Annotated in this window: 15 protein-coding genes; 11 read left to right on the top strand and 4 right to left on the bottom strand. The window is 62.5% G+C overall.

All coding sequences use genetic code 11. The features are described 5' to 3' along the window. A partial coding sequence (locus tag AC3WLT_RS16285; RefSeq protein WP_492592737.1) for a hypothetical protein occupies window positions 1-187 on the top strand: 187 nt, incomplete at its 5' end. A gap of 54 nt (window positions 188-241) precedes the next feature. Here AC3WLT_RS16285 and AC3WLT_RS16280 read toward each other — a convergent pair. Beyond that, window positions 242-1,510: an SGNH/GDSL hydrolase family protein gene (locus AC3WLT_RS16280; RefSeq protein ID WP_492592736.1), complete on the bottom strand. Its 1,269-nt coding sequence runs from the start codon at window positions 1,508-1,510 to the stop codon at window positions 242-244. 72 nt (window positions 1,511-1,582) lie between these two features. Further along, window positions 1,583-3,208, bottom strand: coding sequence for an NAD(P)/FAD-dependent oxidoreductase (locus AC3WLT_RS16275; RefSeq protein ID WP_492592735.1), 1,626 nt, complete (start codon window positions 3,206-3,208; stop codon window positions 1,583-1,585). Window positions 3,209-3,424: 216 nt separating this feature from the next. Here AC3WLT_RS16275 and paaA point away from each other — a divergent pair, with 216 nt between their 5' ends. The 8 genes from paaA (at window position 3,425) to AC3WLT_RS16235 (ending at window position 9,699) form a co-directional block, all read left to right on the top strand. Beyond that, entirely contained in the window at window positions 3,425-4,423 is a 999-nt protein-coding gene (gene paaA / locus AC3WLT_RS16270; protein WP_492592734.1) for a 1,2-phenylacetyl-CoA epoxidase subunit PaaA, read from the top strand. A 39-nt stretch (window positions 4,424-4,462) separates the two neighbouring features. After that, window positions 4,463-4,747, top strand: a complete 285-nt coding sequence (paaB, locus tag AC3WLT_RS16265; protein ID WP_492592733.1) for a 1,2-phenylacetyl-CoA epoxidase subunit PaaB — start codon at window positions 4,463-4,465, stop codon at window positions 4,745-4,747. Between the two features lie 8 nt (window positions 4,748-4,755). After that, on the top strand, window positions 4,756-5,559 hold the full coding sequence (paaC, locus tag AC3WLT_RS16260) for a 1,2-phenylacetyl-CoA epoxidase subunit PaaC (protein WP_492592732.1): 804 nt from the start codon (window positions 4,756-4,758) through the stop codon (window positions 5,557-5,559). Between the two features lie 21 nt (window positions 5,560-5,580). Beyond that, on the top strand, window positions 5,581-6,123 hold the full coding sequence (gene paaD, locus AC3WLT_RS16255; RefSeq protein WP_492592731.1) for a 1,2-phenylacetyl-CoA epoxidase subunit PaaD: 543 nt from the start codon (window positions 5,581-5,583) through the stop codon (window positions 6,121-6,123). Window position 6,124: 1 nt separating this feature from the next. Beyond that, complete coding sequence (gene paaE / locus AC3WLT_RS16250) at window positions 6,125-7,213, top strand: 1,2-phenylacetyl-CoA epoxidase subunit PaaE (RefSeq protein WP_492592730.1); 1,089 nt, start codon at window positions 6,125-6,127, stop codon at window positions 7,211-7,213. A 148-nt stretch (window positions 7,214-7,361) separates the two neighbouring features. Further along, entirely contained in the window at window positions 7,362-8,174 is an 813-nt protein-coding gene (locus tag AC3WLT_RS16245; protein WP_492592729.1) for a DUF1835 domain-containing protein, read from the top strand. A gap of 14 nt (window positions 8,175-8,188) precedes the next feature. Further along, window positions 8,189-8,797, top strand: a complete 609-nt coding sequence (locus tag AC3WLT_RS16240; protein ID WP_492592728.1) for a TetR/AcrR family transcriptional regulator — start codon at window positions 8,189-8,191, stop codon at window positions 8,795-8,797. Window positions 8,798-9,030: 233 nt separating this feature from the next. Further along, window positions 9,031-9,699, top strand: coding sequence for a GNAT family N-acetyltransferase (locus AC3WLT_RS16235; RefSeq protein WP_492592741.1), 669 nt, complete (start codon window positions 9,031-9,033; stop codon window positions 9,697-9,699). Between the two features lie 79 nt (window positions 9,700-9,778). Here AC3WLT_RS16235 and AC3WLT_RS16230 read toward each other — a convergent pair whose 3' ends face one another. Then, on the bottom strand, window positions 9,779-10,276 hold the full coding sequence (locus AC3WLT_RS16230; protein ID WP_492592727.1) for an Lrp/AsnC family transcriptional regulator: 498 nt from the start codon (window positions 10,274-10,276) through the stop codon (window positions 9,779-9,781). 199 nt (window positions 10,277-10,475) lie between these two features. Here AC3WLT_RS16230 and hppD point away from each other — a divergent pair, with 199 nt between their 5' ends. Continuing rightward, entirely contained in the window at window positions 10,476-11,573 is a 1,098-nt protein-coding gene (gene hppD / locus AC3WLT_RS16225) for a 4-hydroxyphenylpyruvate dioxygenase (protein WP_492592726.1), read from the top strand. Window positions 11,574-11,708: 135 nt separating this feature from the next. Here hppD and AC3WLT_RS16220 read toward each other — a convergent pair whose 3' ends face one another. Then, entirely contained in the window at window positions 11,709-11,906 is a 198-nt protein-coding gene (locus AC3WLT_RS16220; RefSeq protein ID WP_492592725.1) for a hypothetical protein, read from the bottom strand. Between the two features lie 359 nt (window positions 11,907-12,265). Between AC3WLT_RS16220 and AC3WLT_RS16215 the strand changes: the two genes are divergently transcribed. Then, the gene (locus AC3WLT_RS16215; protein ID WP_492592724.1) at window positions 12,266-15,865 is read left to right on the top strand and encodes an indolepyruvate ferredoxin oxidoreductase family protein; all 3,600 of its coding nucleotides are present in this window, start codon (window positions 12,266-12,268) and stop codon (window positions 15,863-15,865) included. Window positions 15,866-16,025 lie beyond the last annotated feature (160 nt).

Below are 16,025 nucleotides of genomic sequence, written 5' to 3'. Positions count from 1 at the left end.
CACACCACACCGCAACCACCCGGCACCGCTTCGTTCTGCGTCGCTGCATCAGCAGCAGAGAAACGAGATTATGAAGATTCTTTTTCGTTTCGTCAACAACATTTTTTCGCTTTCGCTTAAAACCTTGTTGACGCTACGGCCGCTGGTTCCTGCAGCGGCGCTCGTTCGCAAACGAGGAGCCGAATAGTAGGCGAACATCAGCCATGTGACAAGGGTTTGACGGAAATATTTTTTTGGCGAGTCACTTCCGGGGCGAATTCACTACAGCGTCCATAGGAACCGCCTCGGCCATTGCGGTGTAGCCGGCGTCACCAGGATGAATGTTGTCGCCGCTGTCGAAGGCGCGCCGCAGGCGGTCCGGGTGCGCCGGGTCGCGCAAGGCAGCGTCGAAATCCACGACGCCGTCGAAGGCGTGGCTGGTCCGGATCCATTGATTGACCGCAAGCCGTATGCTTTCTCGCGGCGCCGGCAACGACGCCGGTGTCAGCGTCGCGCCGAAGATCTTCACGCCGCGGTGCCGCGCGACAGCGATCACCCTCTGGTAGCCGGCGATCAGATCCGGCGCCGTCACTGAGGTATGCGGGAAATCGCAATCGAGACCACTGCGAGGCGGCATCGCCGCGAAGTTGATGTCGTTGATGCCGATCAGCAGGATCGCCGTCTTGACGCCCGGGCGTTCGAGCACGTCACGATCGAAGCGTCGAACAAGCGCGTCCCCGTAGCACGGCGAGTCGCTCAGCAGGCGGTTGCCGCTAATGCCGAGATTGACGATCGCGGTAGAGCGGTCGCCGCTGCCGGCGAGCCGGCGCGCCAGCGCGTCCGGCCAGCGGCGATTCTGATTCAAACTGGAGCGCATGCCGTCGGTGATCGAATCGCCGATGGCCGCAACGGTAGCCGATGAAGGCGCATCCACCGACAAGCCAGTCACCCACACGTAGTGCGTAAACCGGCCACGAAATGAATCTGCGGAAGCATCCGCAGTATGATTGCCTGGTGCGGAGACGTAATTCACCTGGTTCGAGACGCGGTGCCACGCCACAATTCTCTGTTCCGGCCCTATGAAGGCGCTGACCGCATAGGGCGCGCCTTCGGCGATATCGATAGCCACCGCGTCGCTATCCAGTTCTCCGCCCGCTGGAATGCTCACGGCGCCCTTGCCGCCAAAGGTCACGCGAGTCTCCCCGTTGCCTAAGGCTGCGGCGCCGCCCGCCGAGCGTGCGATGCGCAGATCGTCAATGACGAGCGGAGTCTTGCCGTATTCGTTGCTGAGATGGATCCGTGCGGATTTTCCCGACAGCGTCGGGTAGACGATCTGGCGAACCGTGCGCCCCGCTACCTCCGGGGCGCGGTACAGCGGCGGCAAATCCGGGCGCTGGGGAATGGGCTGCAGCGCCGTCGCCCATGCGGTGACCCAGTGGTTCGGGGCGTCCGCGGCGAAAACAGTCGAGGCAACAGCAAATTGTGACAGCAGCGCCGCGCCACATGCGGCAGCCAAGGTGCGAATGGTCATTCGGGTAGTCGGTTCGAGGCGAAACGTGCATTGTGCCCGATCGATCGCCCCGACTGCCGCGGTCAGCCGCACTCACGCCGCAGCCGGCGCTCCGGTCATCTTCAACGCCAAGGCTTCGGCCACTTCGATGCCGTCGATAGCCGCCGAGTAGATCCCGCCGGCATACCCCGCGCCTTCGCCGGCCGGATACAAGCCCTCGACATTCATACTCTGATAATCGTCCCGGCGACGCACCCGGATCGGCGACGACGTTCTCGTCTCGACGCCCGTCAGCACCGCGTCATGCATCGCGAAGCCGGCAATCTTCTTGTCCAGCTGCGGCAGCGCTTCGCGAATCGCTTCGATCACGTAATCGGGCAGCGCGGTGCTGAGATCGGTCGGATGCACGCCCGGCTTGTACGACGGCACCACCGAACCCAGCGACGTGGACGGTCGGCCCGCAATAAAGTCGCCGACCAGCTGACCCGGCGCACAATAATTGCCGCCACCCAGCTCGAACGCACGCTCTTCCCATTTGCGCTGAAAAGCAATGCCGGCGAGCGGCCCCCCCGGATAGTCGTCCGGGGTAATGCCGACGACGATTCCCGCATTCGCATTGCGCTCCGCACGTGAGTACTGACTCATCCCGTTAGTGACCACACGCCCCGGCTCGGAGGTCGCGGCGACGACAGTACCGCCCGGACACATGCAGAAGCTATAAACCGCGCGCCCGTTGCTACAGTGATGGACCACCTTATAGTCGGCGGCGCCCAGCTGCTTGTGGCCGGCGAACTTGCCGAAACGGCTGCGATCGATCACCCCTTGCGGGTGCTCGATCCGGAACCCCAGCGAAAACGGCTTGGCCTCGATATAGACGCCGCGATCGTGCAGCATCTGGAAGGTATCGCGTGCGCTATGGCCGACCGCCAGCACGACATGATCGCAGCGCAAGGTTTCGCCGGTCGAGAGCTTGAGCCCACGCACCTTGCCCTGATCGATCTCGATATCGTCCACCCGCGTCTCGAATCGCACCTCGCCGCCGAGTTCATGAATGGTCGCGCGCATCTTCTCGACCATGCTGACGAGTCGGAACGTGCCGATATGCGGCCGGCTCAGATAAAGAATGTCCTCCGGCGCGCCCGCCCGGACGAATTCGTCGAGCACCTTGCGGCCGTAGTGCTTCGGATCCTTGATCTGGCTATAAAGCTTGCCGTCCGAGAAGGTCCCCGCGCCGCCTTCGCCGAACTGCACGTTCGATTCGGGATTCAGCACCGACTTGCGCCAAAGGCCGAAAGTGTCTTTGGTGCGCTCGCGCACCGCCTTGCCGCGCTCCAGAATGATCGGCCGGAAGCCCATCTGCGCGAGGATCAGACCGGCAAACAGGCCGCACGGGCCCATGCCGATCACGACCGGGCGCGGCGCGGTCAGTTGCGCCGGCGCTTTGGCGACGAAACGGTACGTCATATCTGGCGTCACGCTGCAGTGCGGGACGTCCGCGAGCCGCTTGAACGCGGCCGGCTCATCGTTCACCTCGACATCGACGATATACGTCAGCTTGATGTCGGCGCGCTTGCGCGCGTCGTGCGCACGGCGAAACACGGTGTAGCGGATGAGGCCGTCCGCCGCCACGCCGAGCTCTCCGAGGCGCGCGAGGATCGCGGCGTCGAGAGCGCTTTCGGGATGGTCGAGCGGGAGTTTGATTTCGCTTAGACGTAACATGAGTACCGGGGGATGCAGGAAGGCCGCAAATCGCGGCCAATTCGCAATTTTATAGGTTATGCGTCAGCGCGGGGCGGCGGCGGTCGCGAAACGCCTCGTCAACGGCGCCCTCCTCCCTCTATCGAGGCAGTCGCATCATCTTAAAAAATATATTAACCGACCGGTCGGTTGATTTATACTGCGCAGACACAGACAACTTCTGCTGAGAGCGTCCCCATGTATACGCAATCCCTGGATATCCCCGGCAATGTCGCCCCGCTCGACGCCGGCGCAGGTTCGCCCGAGCAGGCGCAATTCGATGCGGTCATGGCCGCCGACGGCAAAATCGAACCGCAGGACTGGATGCCCGAGGCCTATCGCAAGACGCTGGTGCGGCAAATCTCGCAGCACGCGCATTCGGAGATCGTCGGCATGCTGCCGGAAGGCAACTGGATCACGCGCGCGCCCAGCCTGAAGCGCAAGGCGATCCTGCTCGCCAAGGTGCAGGACGAAGCCGGCCATGGCCTCTATTTATATAGCGCGGCAGAAACGCTCGGCGTATCGCGTGATCAGCTGATCGCGGCGCTGCATTCGGGCAAAGCCAAATATTCGAGCATCTTCAATTACCCGACGCCCACCTGGGCGGACGTCGGCGTGATCGGCTGGCTGGTCGACGGCGCGGCGATCATGAACCAGATTCCGCTGTGCCGTTGCACCTACGGGCCGTACGCCCGCGCGATGATCCGCATCTGCAAGGAAGAATCGTTCCACCAGCGCCAGGGTTTCGACGCGCTGATGTCGATGATGAGCGGCACCGAAGCGCAACGCGAGTTGGTCCAGCAGGCCGTGAACCGCTGGTGGTGGCCGGTGCTGATGATGTTCGGCCCGAGCGACAAAGACTCGATCCACAGCAATCAGTCGTCGCAATGGGGCATCAAACGTATTTCCAACGACGATCTGCGCCAGAAATTCGTCGACGCCACCGTCGACCAGGCCAAGGTGCTCGGCGTCACGCTGCCGGACCCGGACCTGAAATGGAACGAAGCGCGCGGCCACTATGACTACGGCGACATCGACTGGGAAGAATTCTGGCGCGTCGTGAACGGTGACGGCCCGTGCAACCGCGAACGCCTCGCCACCCGCGTGAAAGCCCATGACGACGGCGCCTGGGTGCGCGAAGCCGCCCTCGCCCACGCCGAAAGGCAGCGCCAGCGTGCGCAGCAGCACGCCGCCTGAACCGGGCGGCAAACCAGATAAAGAATCAGGAGATCAGCAATGAACAAGGAATGGCCGATTTGGGAAGTCTTCGTGCGCAGCAAGCAGGGACTCGACCACAAACACTGCGGCAGTCTGCACGCCGCCGACGCGCCGATGGCGCTGCGCATGGCGCGCGACGTCTACACGCGCCGCCAGGAAGGCGTGAGCATCTGGGTCGTGCAGTCGTCCGCGATTACGGCGTCCGCGCCGGAAGACAAGGCGGAACTGTTCGAACCGGCTGGCGACAAGATCTATCGCCACCCGACGTTCTACACGCTCCCCGACGAAGTCAACCACATGTAAGCGCGGCCATGAACATCACGCCTGAACATCTGAAGTACGTGCTGCGCCTCGCGGATACCGCGCTGATCCTCGGTCAGCGCAATACCGAATGGTGCGGCCACGGCCCGATCCTCGAAGAAGACATCGCACTGTCGAACATGAGCCTCGATCTGATCGGCCAGGCGCGCCTGCTGTACACGCACGCCGCCTCGCTGGAACAGCAGCTCAGCGGCAAAACCCGCACCGAAGACGACTACGCGTACTTCCGTGCCGAACGCGAATTCGCCAATTACACGCTGGCCGAGTTGCCGCACTACGGGCCGATGTCCGGCACTGCGCAGGCCGAGAAGGATTACGCGGTCACGATCGTGCGCAATTTTCTGTACTCGACGCTGATGGCGCATCTGTGGACAGCGCTCACTACGTCGAAAGATGAACAGCTTGCGGCGATCGCGTCGAAGTCAATCAAGGAAACCCGCTATCACGTGCACCACGCCGGCGAATGGCTGATCCGTTTCGGCGACGGCACCGACGAATCCCATCGCCGTGCGCAAGCCGCGCTCGACTATCTCCTGCCGTACACGCGTGAATTCTTCAGCGTGGACGAGGTGGAGGAGACCATCGCCGCCGCGGGTATCGGCCCGCTGACGTCGGACCTCGAAGCCGCCTGGCTCGACGACGTACGCGCCACGCTCGGCGAAGCCACGCTGAAGTTGCCGGAAGCCGTCAAGCACATCACCACCGGCAAGCACGGCGAGCATTCGGAGCATATGGGCTTCGTGCTGGCCGAAATGCAGAGCCTCGCGCGCCAGCATCCGGGCGCCAGCTGGTAAGCACCCAAACGGAATCCGACGATGACGACCTCGACTGCCATGTCCGCTGCCGACACCACGCTTGAACGCGCATGGGCCGTGCTCGAAACGGTGCCTGATCCGGAAATCCCGGTGGTGTCGATTCGTGAGCTCGGCATTCTGCGCGACGTGCGCCGCGCCGCCGACGGCGTGCTCGAAGTCGTCATCACGCCGACCTATTCGGGTTGCCCGGCGATGTCGCAGATCGCCGAAGACGTCGCCCACGCGCTGGATGTGGCCGAACTCAAGCCGTACCGGATCGCCACCGTGCTCGCGCCCGCCTGGACCACCGACTGGATGACCGCCGACGCGCGCGAAAAGCTGCGCGCCTACGGCATCGCACCGCCCACGGGCAATTGCGGCAGCGCCGCGCCGTCGCAGGAAAAAGTGCTGCGCTTCGTACCGCGCGCACTGCCGGCGCCGTCGTGCCCCCGTTGCGGCTCGGCGCATACCGAACGCCTCGCGCAATTCGGCTCGACGGCCTGCAAGGCGTTGTACCGCTGCATCGACTGCCGCGAACCCTTCGACTACTTCAAACCATACTGATATGGCCACCCCGCAATTTCATCTGCTGCGTATCCGCGAAGTGCGGCCCGAAACCGCCGACGCGGTTTCAGTCGCTTTCGAAATTCCCGTCGAACTGCGCGACCAATACCGCTTCACGCAGGGCCAGTTCGTCACGCTGAAAACGCACATCGACGGCGAGGAAACGCGCCGCTCGTATTCGATCTGCGTAGGCGTCACCGATTACGATCGCGACGGCGAACTGCGCATCGGTATCAAGCGCGTGCGCGGCGGGCGCTTTTCGAACTTCGCGTTCGATACGCTGCAGCCCGGCCATACGATCGACGTAATGACGCCGGACGGCCGCTTCTTCACGCATCTGAACGCGGACCAGGGCAAGCAGTACATCGCGTTTTCCGGCGGCTCGGGCATCACGCCGGTGCTCGCGATCATCAAGACCACGCTGGAGGTCGAGCCGCGTAGCACGTTCACGCTGGTGTACGGCAACCGCAGCGTGGACCAGATCATGTTCGCGGAAGAACTCGAAGATCTGAAGAACCGCTACATGAACCGCTTCGTGCTCTATCACGTGCTGTCCGACGACCTCCAGGACGTCGAGCTGTTCAACGGCGTGCTCGACCAGGAAAAGTGCGCAGCCTTCATCGAGAACCTGCTGCCGGCGGATGCCATCGACGAAGCGTTCATCTGCGGCCCCGCCCCGATGATGGATGCCGCCGAAGCCGCGCTGAAAGCCGCCGGCGTGCCGCCCGGGAAGGTGCACGTCGAGCGCTTCGGCTCGCCTCTGCCGCAAGCGGGGGTGCCGCCCGTCGAAATCACCGACGACACCCCCGCCGCCGACCTCGAAATCGTCCTCGACGGCAAGAAACGCAAGCTGCGCCTGCCCTATCAGGGCGTGAGCGTGCTCGACGTCGGCCTGCGCGCCGGCCTCGCGCTGCCATACGCATGCAAGGGCGGCGTCTGCTGCACCTGCCGCGCGAAAGTGCTGGAAGGCGAGGTCAAGATGGAAAAGAACTACACGCTGGAAGAACACGAGATTCGCGACGGTTTCGTGCTCACCTGCCAATGCCATCCGATCAGCGATCGCGTCGTGGTGAGCTACGACGAACGTTGAACTGGAGCATTGCGCGGCTGATATGTAACGGCCGCAGCGCTTTCAGCAGGTCCGCGATCCGCTTACACTAGGGGCCGCTCATCGATCGGACAATTGTCCTCATCGAAGAGCGGCCCTTTTTGTTATCTGCCAGCCCAAGCCACTGCCGATGAGCACGATCCATCTCACCAACGGCGATGTCGCCGCCGAGTCACTGCGCACCGCGCTGCATGAGGCGGGCCGCGACGAGCGCGTACACGCGCTGCGCGACGATCTGGCGGTCGGCCCGCTGCGCGGCATCGACGACGCGCCTGATGTGCGGGCGGACTTCTGGGATCGCGTCAGCACGGACACAAAGCGTGATTTCCTTCGCGAATTCCGCGAGCAGGCGGCAGGGCTGGAAACGATCGCGGGCGGCGACGCGAATCTGGTGGTCTGGCACGGCGAGAGCGCGTCCGATCAATTGATGCTGCGCCGCGTCGGCTATCACCTGCGCAACAGCCCGCAGCGGCTCAACGAAGTGCGCCTGTCGGTTCGCGATCTCACCGATCCGGGCGCGTGGGCGCACAGCCGCAGGGACCGCGCGACGTCCGTCGGCATGTTCCCGCCGAGCGTGCTGCAAGCTCGCCTGCCGGACGCCGTACCGATTTCGGTGCTAAGGATCAGCCGGCTCGCGCTCGAATGGCAGGAAGTCAAACAGGCCAACGGCGAGACGCGGCGCTGGCGCGACAACACGTTTACGAGCGGCAGCTTCGCCGACCTCGACGCACTGGTTCTCGAGCACGCGAGCGGCGCCTGGCAGCCGGCCGCGCAAATTGCCGCGGACTTGATGACCGCCGAACTCGGGTTTCTGGTCAGCGACAGCGTTGTGCTGTGGCGCTTCCGCGAACTGGCCGCGAGCAGGCGCATCAGGTTGCGCGGCAACGCGACCGCGTGGCGCACGCTGGAGCTGTGCACCGCCCTTACTCCCTGTCCACATTAATAAAACCAACGACCATGGCCCGCACCCGAGCCCCCGACCACGAAACCCAGCGCGACCAGATTCTCGAATTAGCCGCAGCGAAATTCGCCCAGACCAGCTATCCGAGCACCTCGATGGCCGATCTCGCCGCCGCGAGCGGCACCTCGAAAGCGCGCCTGTACCACTACTACGCAAGCAAGGAAGCGATCCTGTTCGATCTGCTGGACCGTTACACGAAGCGGCTGATGCTGATCATCGCCGAGGTCGAGGGTGCGAGCCAACGCCGCGGATTGACGGAACGGGAGACGTTCGCCGAATTGATCCGCGCGTTCCTGTCGGAATACGAAACGTCGCATAGCCGGCACGTCGCGCTCCTGAACGACGTGAAGTATCTGGTCGACAGCCAGCGCGAGGTCATCCTGAACCGCCAGCGCGACGTGGTGGCGGCGTTCGCGCGGCAGCTGGCGCGCGCCTATCCCGAGCGCGCAACGCGCGAAAACCAGACCGCCCTCACGATGATGGTGTTCGGCATGATCAACTGGACGTTCACCTGGCTCAAGCCAGACGGGCGGATGGGCTATCGGGAATTTGCCGAGCAGGTGGTCAGCATGGTTGATCATGGATTGAGCGCGGCACAGACGTGATGGCGCATGGCAGCATTGTTCTGACGAAATAGTGGCTCACGCGCGACACTTTGCCCCGAACGCTCGTTCAATTTATTTTTCCATTAAAAATCATACATATAAAAATAGGGAGCAAAGTTTTTAGGCGATCCCCTCACATTTTGATACGGGTTTTCCCTAGTGATAAGTATGCGTTTCCGCTAAAATCGTTTTTGCGGTGCACCAATCCGCTCGATCAAAAGGAGAACCTGCCCATGAACATGCTTACACCCCGTGCCGCTGAGCCGATCGTTGCACATGATCGCCCGTTGCAGCCAGGCGGTCGCGCGCCTGCTCTGGTCCGGGAACTCACCGCCGTCGATCGCGAACGGCTGCTCACCCACTTCCTCGCACTCGACGAAGACGATCGCTTGCTGCGTTTCGGTCAGATCGTGCCGGACCACGTCATTGAAAACTACGTCCGCGCGATCGATTTCACGCGCGACACCGTCTTCGGCGTATTCAATAGCCATTTGCAGCTCACCGGCGTCGGCCATCTGGCGTATCTGCCGAGCGAAGGCGACAAGCGCACCGCCGAGTTCGGCGTCTCGGTGCTGGAAAGTGTGCGCGGCCAAGGTATCGGCTCCAAGCTCTTCGAACGCGCCGCCATTCGCAGCCGGAATACGCATGTCACCACGCTCTATATGCACTGCCTGTCGCGCAATTCGACCATGATGCACATCGCGAAGAAGGCCGGCATGAAGATCGAATACGCGTACGGTGAAGCCGATGCCTATCTGACACTGCCGCCGGCAGACCAATCGAGCATCATCGCCGAGATGCTGCAGGAGCAAGCCGCGGTGTTCGACTACGCGCTCAAGCGTCAGGCACGCCAGACATCGAAGCTTTTCGAATCGATTTTGCCGACGGCAGCCGCAGCGTAAGCGGCCCACTTAGGGCGGAAATGACAAGGGCGGCCAAGGCCGCCCTTTTTGTTTTCCTGCCGCCCGCGCCGCCCGGCCCTTACAAAATCGGCAGCGCCGTCGTCTCCTTGATCTTCTCGAGCGAAAAACTTGTCTTCACGTCGATCACCGACGGATGGTGCAGCAACTGGTCCTGCACGAAACGCGAAAAGTGCGCCATATCCTCGACCTGCACACGCAGCAGGTAATCCATGTCGCCAGTCATCGCGTGACACGCCACCACTTCCGGCCACGTTTGCACCGCTGCGCGAAACAGATCGGCATGCGTGGCGTCGCCACGCGGACTGAACGCCGGACCGCCGCGCTTTTCCAGCCGCACGTTGACGTAGGCGAGCAGATCGAGCCCGAGCTTTTGCGCGTCGAGCAGCGCGACGTAGCCGCGAATCACCCCGCTCTCCTCCAGCCGGCGAATACGCCGCAAACATGGGCTGGGCGACAGGTTGACGCGCTCGGCGATCTCCTGATTCGACAACCGGCCATTCTCCTGAAGGATCGCCAGAATACGCCGGTCGATAGCGTCTATCTCTATATTGGCCATTTTCTGCCGCCCATGCGAAAGATTGCGCTAGAAAATAGCGCAAGCGTATCGGTGTGCGATTAAGTTCGCAAGTTTTCGCCGAGGCTCGGCCTTTACACTTGCGTCATTCAGTCGCGCCATATGCGCCCCGCCCCTTAGCTTTGCATGGGACCAGAGTAAGCGCTAAAGCGCTTACTCTGGTCGACACAGGAGACAGACAATGAAGGTTTCAACTTGGGACAACCCGGTCGGCACCGACGGCTTCGAATTCATCGAATACACCGCGCCCGATCCGAAGGCGCTCGGCAAGCTGTTCGAACAGATGGGCTTCACTGCCGTCGCACGGCATCGTCATAAAGACGTGACGCTGTATCGCCAGGGCGAAATCAACTTCATCGTCAACGGGGAACAGGATTCGTTCGCGCAACGTTTCGCGCGCCTGCACGGCCCGTCGATCTGCGCGATTGCGTTCCGCGTGCAGGATGCTGCGAAGGCCTACAAGCAGGCGCTCGAACAAGGCGCCTGGGGCTTCGACAACAAAACCGGTCCGATGGAACTGAACATCCCGGCGATCAAGGGTATCGGCGACTCGCTGATCTATTTCGTCGACCGCTGGCGCGGCAAGAACGGCGCCGAGCCGAACAGCATCGGCAACATCGATATTTACGACGTCGACTTCGAGCCGATTCCGGGGGCGAACCCGAACCCGGTTGGTCACGGTCTCACCTACATCGATCACCTGACGCACAACGTTCACCGCGGACGCATGCAGGAATGGGCGGAGTTCTATGAGCGCCTGTTCAACTTCCGCGAAGTGCGTTACTTCGACATCGAAGGCAAGGTGACGGGCGTGAAGTCAAAGGCGATGACCTCGCCGTGCGGCAAGATCCGCATTCCGATCAACGAAGAAGGGTCGGACACGGCCGGTCAGATCCAGGAATACCTCGACGCCTATCACGGCGAAGGCATCCAGCACATCGCGCTCGGCAGCAACGACATCTATCGTACGGTGGACGGTTTGCGCGCGGCGAATATCGCGCTGCTCGATACGATCGACACGTACTATGAGCTGGTGGACCGCCGCGTGCCGAACCACGGCGAGCCGCTCGACGAACTGCGCAAGCGCAAGATTCTGATCGACGGCGCGCCGGACGATCTGCTGCTGCAGATCTTCACCGAAAACCAGATTGGCCCGATCTTCTTCGAGATCATCCAGCGCAAGGGCAACCAGGGCTTCGGCGAGGGCAACTTCAAGGCGTTGTTCGAATCGATCGAACTGGATCAGATCCGCCGCGGCGTGGTGCAGGACAAGGTTTAACAACGTCTCTGCGGCAAGGTGGGTCTGAAATAAAAAGGGCGAAGATCGCAAGATCTTCGCCCTTTGTCGTTTAAGCCGTTGTCCTCAGCCAGACAACGGCCGGGTTTTCAACCGATACGCCGCATCAGCGACGCATCACGAATTCTGCTCTTCCTCGTCGGCCAGCCTGGATCGCGTGAGCCGCTCCACCGCAATGCGCGCCGGCGCGACTTGAGCCGTGCGGGTGACTGCGTTCGACGACAGCGTCCCTGCGCTGCCCGAGCGCGCCGGTGCGCTCATTGCGAAGAATGCGGCTGAGACCATCAGGAACGTCTGGATATGTCTGGTGTTCATGCGTACTCCTTTTCTGACTGCCCTGCTGTCGCGAAGCTTCACCGAATGTGGAGCGTTGCGCGGACATTGCTCACAGGTGCGGGGTTAGACAGACATTTCCACCTCGGTTCCGCAGTTTTGAAGGTTTTACAGCTTGTTACAGCGGCATGACGCACGCCGCCGGCCGTTGGCTGCAACCCGGCGCGATTCCTCGCAAATCACGCCGCGCCGCCGCATTTTTGGCGCGAAGTGGCGGGTTTTCACCAGTGCTACCATCACTTAAAACACGTCAATATGGCGACCCTGGCCCGACGCATTCACAAGATGCCGCGGCCCAAGAAAGTTTTGGCGATCCCAAACTGGGTGGAGGAGTAAACATAATGAATGCCCCGCTAGACGCAGGTCAGCGAGCCTCGCTCGAAGCCGCGTTGTCTTCCGTCACGCTCGACGACAAATACACCCTCGAACGCGGCCGCGCCTACATGAGCGGCATCCAGGCGCTAGTGCGCCTGCCGATGTTGCAGCAGGAACGCGACCGGGCCGCCGGACTCAATACCGCCGGCTTCATCTCCGGCTATCGCGGATCGCCGCTCGGCGGACTCGACCAGTCGTTGTGGAAAGCGAAGCAGCACCTCGCCGCACACCAGGTCGTGTTCCAGCCCGGCGTCAATGAAGACCTCGCGGCAACCGCCGTGTGGGGGTCGCAGCAGGTCAACCTGTACCCGAGCGCCAAGTACGACGGCGTGTTCTCGATGTGGTACGGCAAAGGTCCGGGCGTCGACCGCAGCGGCGACGTTTTCAAGCACGGCAACTCGGCCGGCTCATCGCAGCATGGCGGTGTTCTCGTCCTGGCGGGCGACGACCACGCGGCCAAATCCTCGACACTCGCGCACCAGTCCGAACACATCTTCAAGGCGTGCGGTTTGCCGGTGCTGTTCCCGTCGAACGTGCAGGAATACCTCGACTTCGGCCTGCACGGCTGGGCAATGAGCCGCTATTCCGGCCTGTGGGTCGCGATGAAGTGCGTGACCGACGTGGTCGAGTCGTCAGCCTCGGTCGATATCGATCCGCAACGCACCAAAATCATTTTGCCGGACGACTTCGCGATGCCCGAAGGCGGCCTGAATATCCGCTGGCCGGATCCGCCGCTGGTCCAGGAAGCGCGTCTGCTGGACTACAAGTGGTACGCGGCGCTCGCTTACGTGCGCGCGAACAAGCTTGACCGCATCGAAATCGATTCGCCGCATGCGCGTTTCGGCATCATGACGGGCGGCAAAGCCTATCTCGACGTCCGCCAGGCGCTGACCGATCTCGGTCTCGACGACGAAACCTGTGCGCGTATCGGCATCCGTCTGTACAAGGTCGGCTGCGTATGGCCGCTCGAAGCGCAAGGCGCGCACACCTTCGCGCGCGGTCTCGACGAAATTCTGGTGGTCGAAGAGAAGCGCCAGATTCTCGAGTACGCGATCAAGGAAGAACTGTACAACTGGCCGGACACGCAGCGTCCGCGGGTGTTCGGCAAGTTCGACGAGAAAGACGGCGCAGGCGGCGAATGGTCCGTGCCGATGGGCAACTGGCTGCTGCCGGCGCATTACGAGCTGTCGCCGGCGATCATCGCCAAGGCAATCGCCACGCGGCTCGACAAGTTCGATCTGCCGTCAGACGTGCGCGCTCGCATCGCCATGCGCATCGCCGTGATCGAAGCGAAGGAAAAAGCGCTGGCGCGCCCGCGCGTCGAAGCCGAGCGCAAACCGTGGTTCTGCTCGGGCTGCCCGCACAACACGTCGACCAATGTGCCGGCAGGCTCGCGCGCGATGGCCGGCATCGGCTGTCACTACATGACCGTGTGGATGGACCGCAGCACCAGCACCTTCAGCCAGATGGGCGGCGAAGGCGTCGCGTGGATCGGGCAGGCGCCGTTCACCAACGACAAGCATGTGTTCGCCAACCTCGGCGACGGCACCTATTTCCACTCGGGCCTGCTCGCGATTCGCGCGGCGATCGCGTCGAAGGCGAACATCACCTACAAGATTCTCTATAACGACGCGGTCGCCATGACCGGCGGCCAGCCGGTCGACGGCGTGCTGACCGTGCCGCAAATCACGCATCAACTTGCCGCCGAAGGCGCGACGAAGATTGTGATCGTCACCGATGAACCGGGGAAGTACTCGGCGAACGTCGGCCTCGCGCCCGGCATCGATATTCATCATCGCGACAAGCTCGATGAGGTACAGCGCCAGCTTCGCGAGATTTCCGGCACCACGATCCTGATTTACGACCAGACCTGCGCGACTGAAAAGCGCCGCCGCAGGAAACGCGGCACGTATCCGGATCCGGCGCGCCGCGTGGTGATCAACGAGGCCGTGTGCGAAGGCTGCGGCGATTGCTCGGTCAAGTCGAATTGTCTGTCGGTCGAGCCTTTAGATACCGAGTACGGCACCAAGCGCCAGATCAATCAATCGACCTGCAACAAAGACTTCTCGTGCGTCAACGGGTTTTGCCCGAGCTTCGTGTCGGTGGAAGGCGGCCAACTGCGCAAGCCGAAGGCGGCGTCCGGCATTGTTGGCGACGCGATGCCGCCGGTGCCGGAACCCGAGCTGCCGTCGATCGAACGCCCTTACGGGGTGCTGGTGACGGGTGTCGGCGGCACGGGCGTCGTGACGATCGGTGCGCTGCTGGGCATGGCCGCGCATCTGGAGAACAAGGGCGTCACGGTACTCGACGTTACCGGCCTCGCGCAAAAAGGCGGCGCCGTGATGAGCCACGTGCAGATCGCTAACCAGCCGGCGGATATCCACGCGACGCGCATCGCGATGGGCGAAGCGAGCCTCGTGATCGGCTGCGACGCAATCGTCACCGCCAGCGACGAATGCGTCTCGCGGATGCAAGTGGGCCGCACGCGCGTCGTGCTGAATAGCGCACACACGCCGACGGCCGAGCTCATCAAGAACCCGAACTGGCGCTTCCCGGGCAGCAGCACGGAAGCGGATGTGCGCGCCGGCGCCGGCGACGATGCTGTCGATACGGTCGACGCGAATCACTTCGCCGTCGCGCTGCTCGGCGACGCGATCTATACGAACCCGTTCGTGCTCGGCTATGCATGGCAGCGTGGCTGGGTACCGCTGACGTATCAATCGCTGATGCGGGCGATCGAACTGAACAATGTGCAGGTCGAGAAGAATCGCGCGGCATTCGAATGGGGCCGTCGCGCCGCGCACGATCTGGCCGCCGTGCGCAAGCTCGCGCAGTCGCAAGGACGCGGTGGCGCCGAGGAAACGGCGAGCAGCAAGATCATCTCGCTGCATACGCCGAAGGCGCTCGACACGCTGATCGACAAGCGCGCCGACTACCTCGCCGCATGGCAAAACGCGGCGTACGCTGACCGGTATCGCGCGTTGGTGTCGCAAATGCGTGCGGCGGAATCGGCGCTCGATCCGATCGACGGCCAGTTGCCGTTGACTGAAGCCGTCGCGAAGAACCTGCACAAGCTGATGGCGTACAAGGACGAGTATGAAGTCGCACGCCTGTATAGCGACCCGGCGTTCATCGAAAAGCTGAAGACCACTTTCGAAGGCGACTGGAAGCTGCACCTCCACCTCGCGCCGCCGACGTTCTCAAAGAAGGACGCTCAGGGTCACCTGATCAAGAAGAAGTACGGACCGTGGATGTTCAGCGCCATGCACGTGCTGGCCAGGCTGAAGTTCCTGCGCGGCACCGCATTCGATGTGTTCGGCAAGACGGAAGAACGTCGCACCGAGCGTGCGTTGATCGTCGAATACGAGGCACTGGTGCGCGAACTGATCGGCGGTCTGACGGCGCAAAAACGTGAACTGGCGATCGAACTGGCGAATCTGCCGGACGGTATCCGCGGCTACGGTCACGTGAAGGAAAACAACCTGAAGGGTGTGCGGGTCAAGTGGAACGAGTTGCTGACGCGCTGGCGCTCGCCGGAGGCAGGAAAGGCTCAGCACGCGGCTTGATCGGGTCCGCCGGATCGGACCGGCTTGATCGGTTGCATCGGCCTGAAACGGAAAAAGGCGGCTGTCCTCGCGGACAGCCGCCTTTTTCGCCTGTTTCGACAAGAATTCGCCAATAAAAAACGCCACGGAATCACTTCCGTGGCGTTTTCATTGGCTGGCA

The organism is Paraburkholderia sp. FW306-2-2C-D06C (assembly GCF_058781505.1).
Note: the sequence above shows the minus strand (reverse complement) of the source record. Positions and strands in the feature narration are given on the sequence as shown.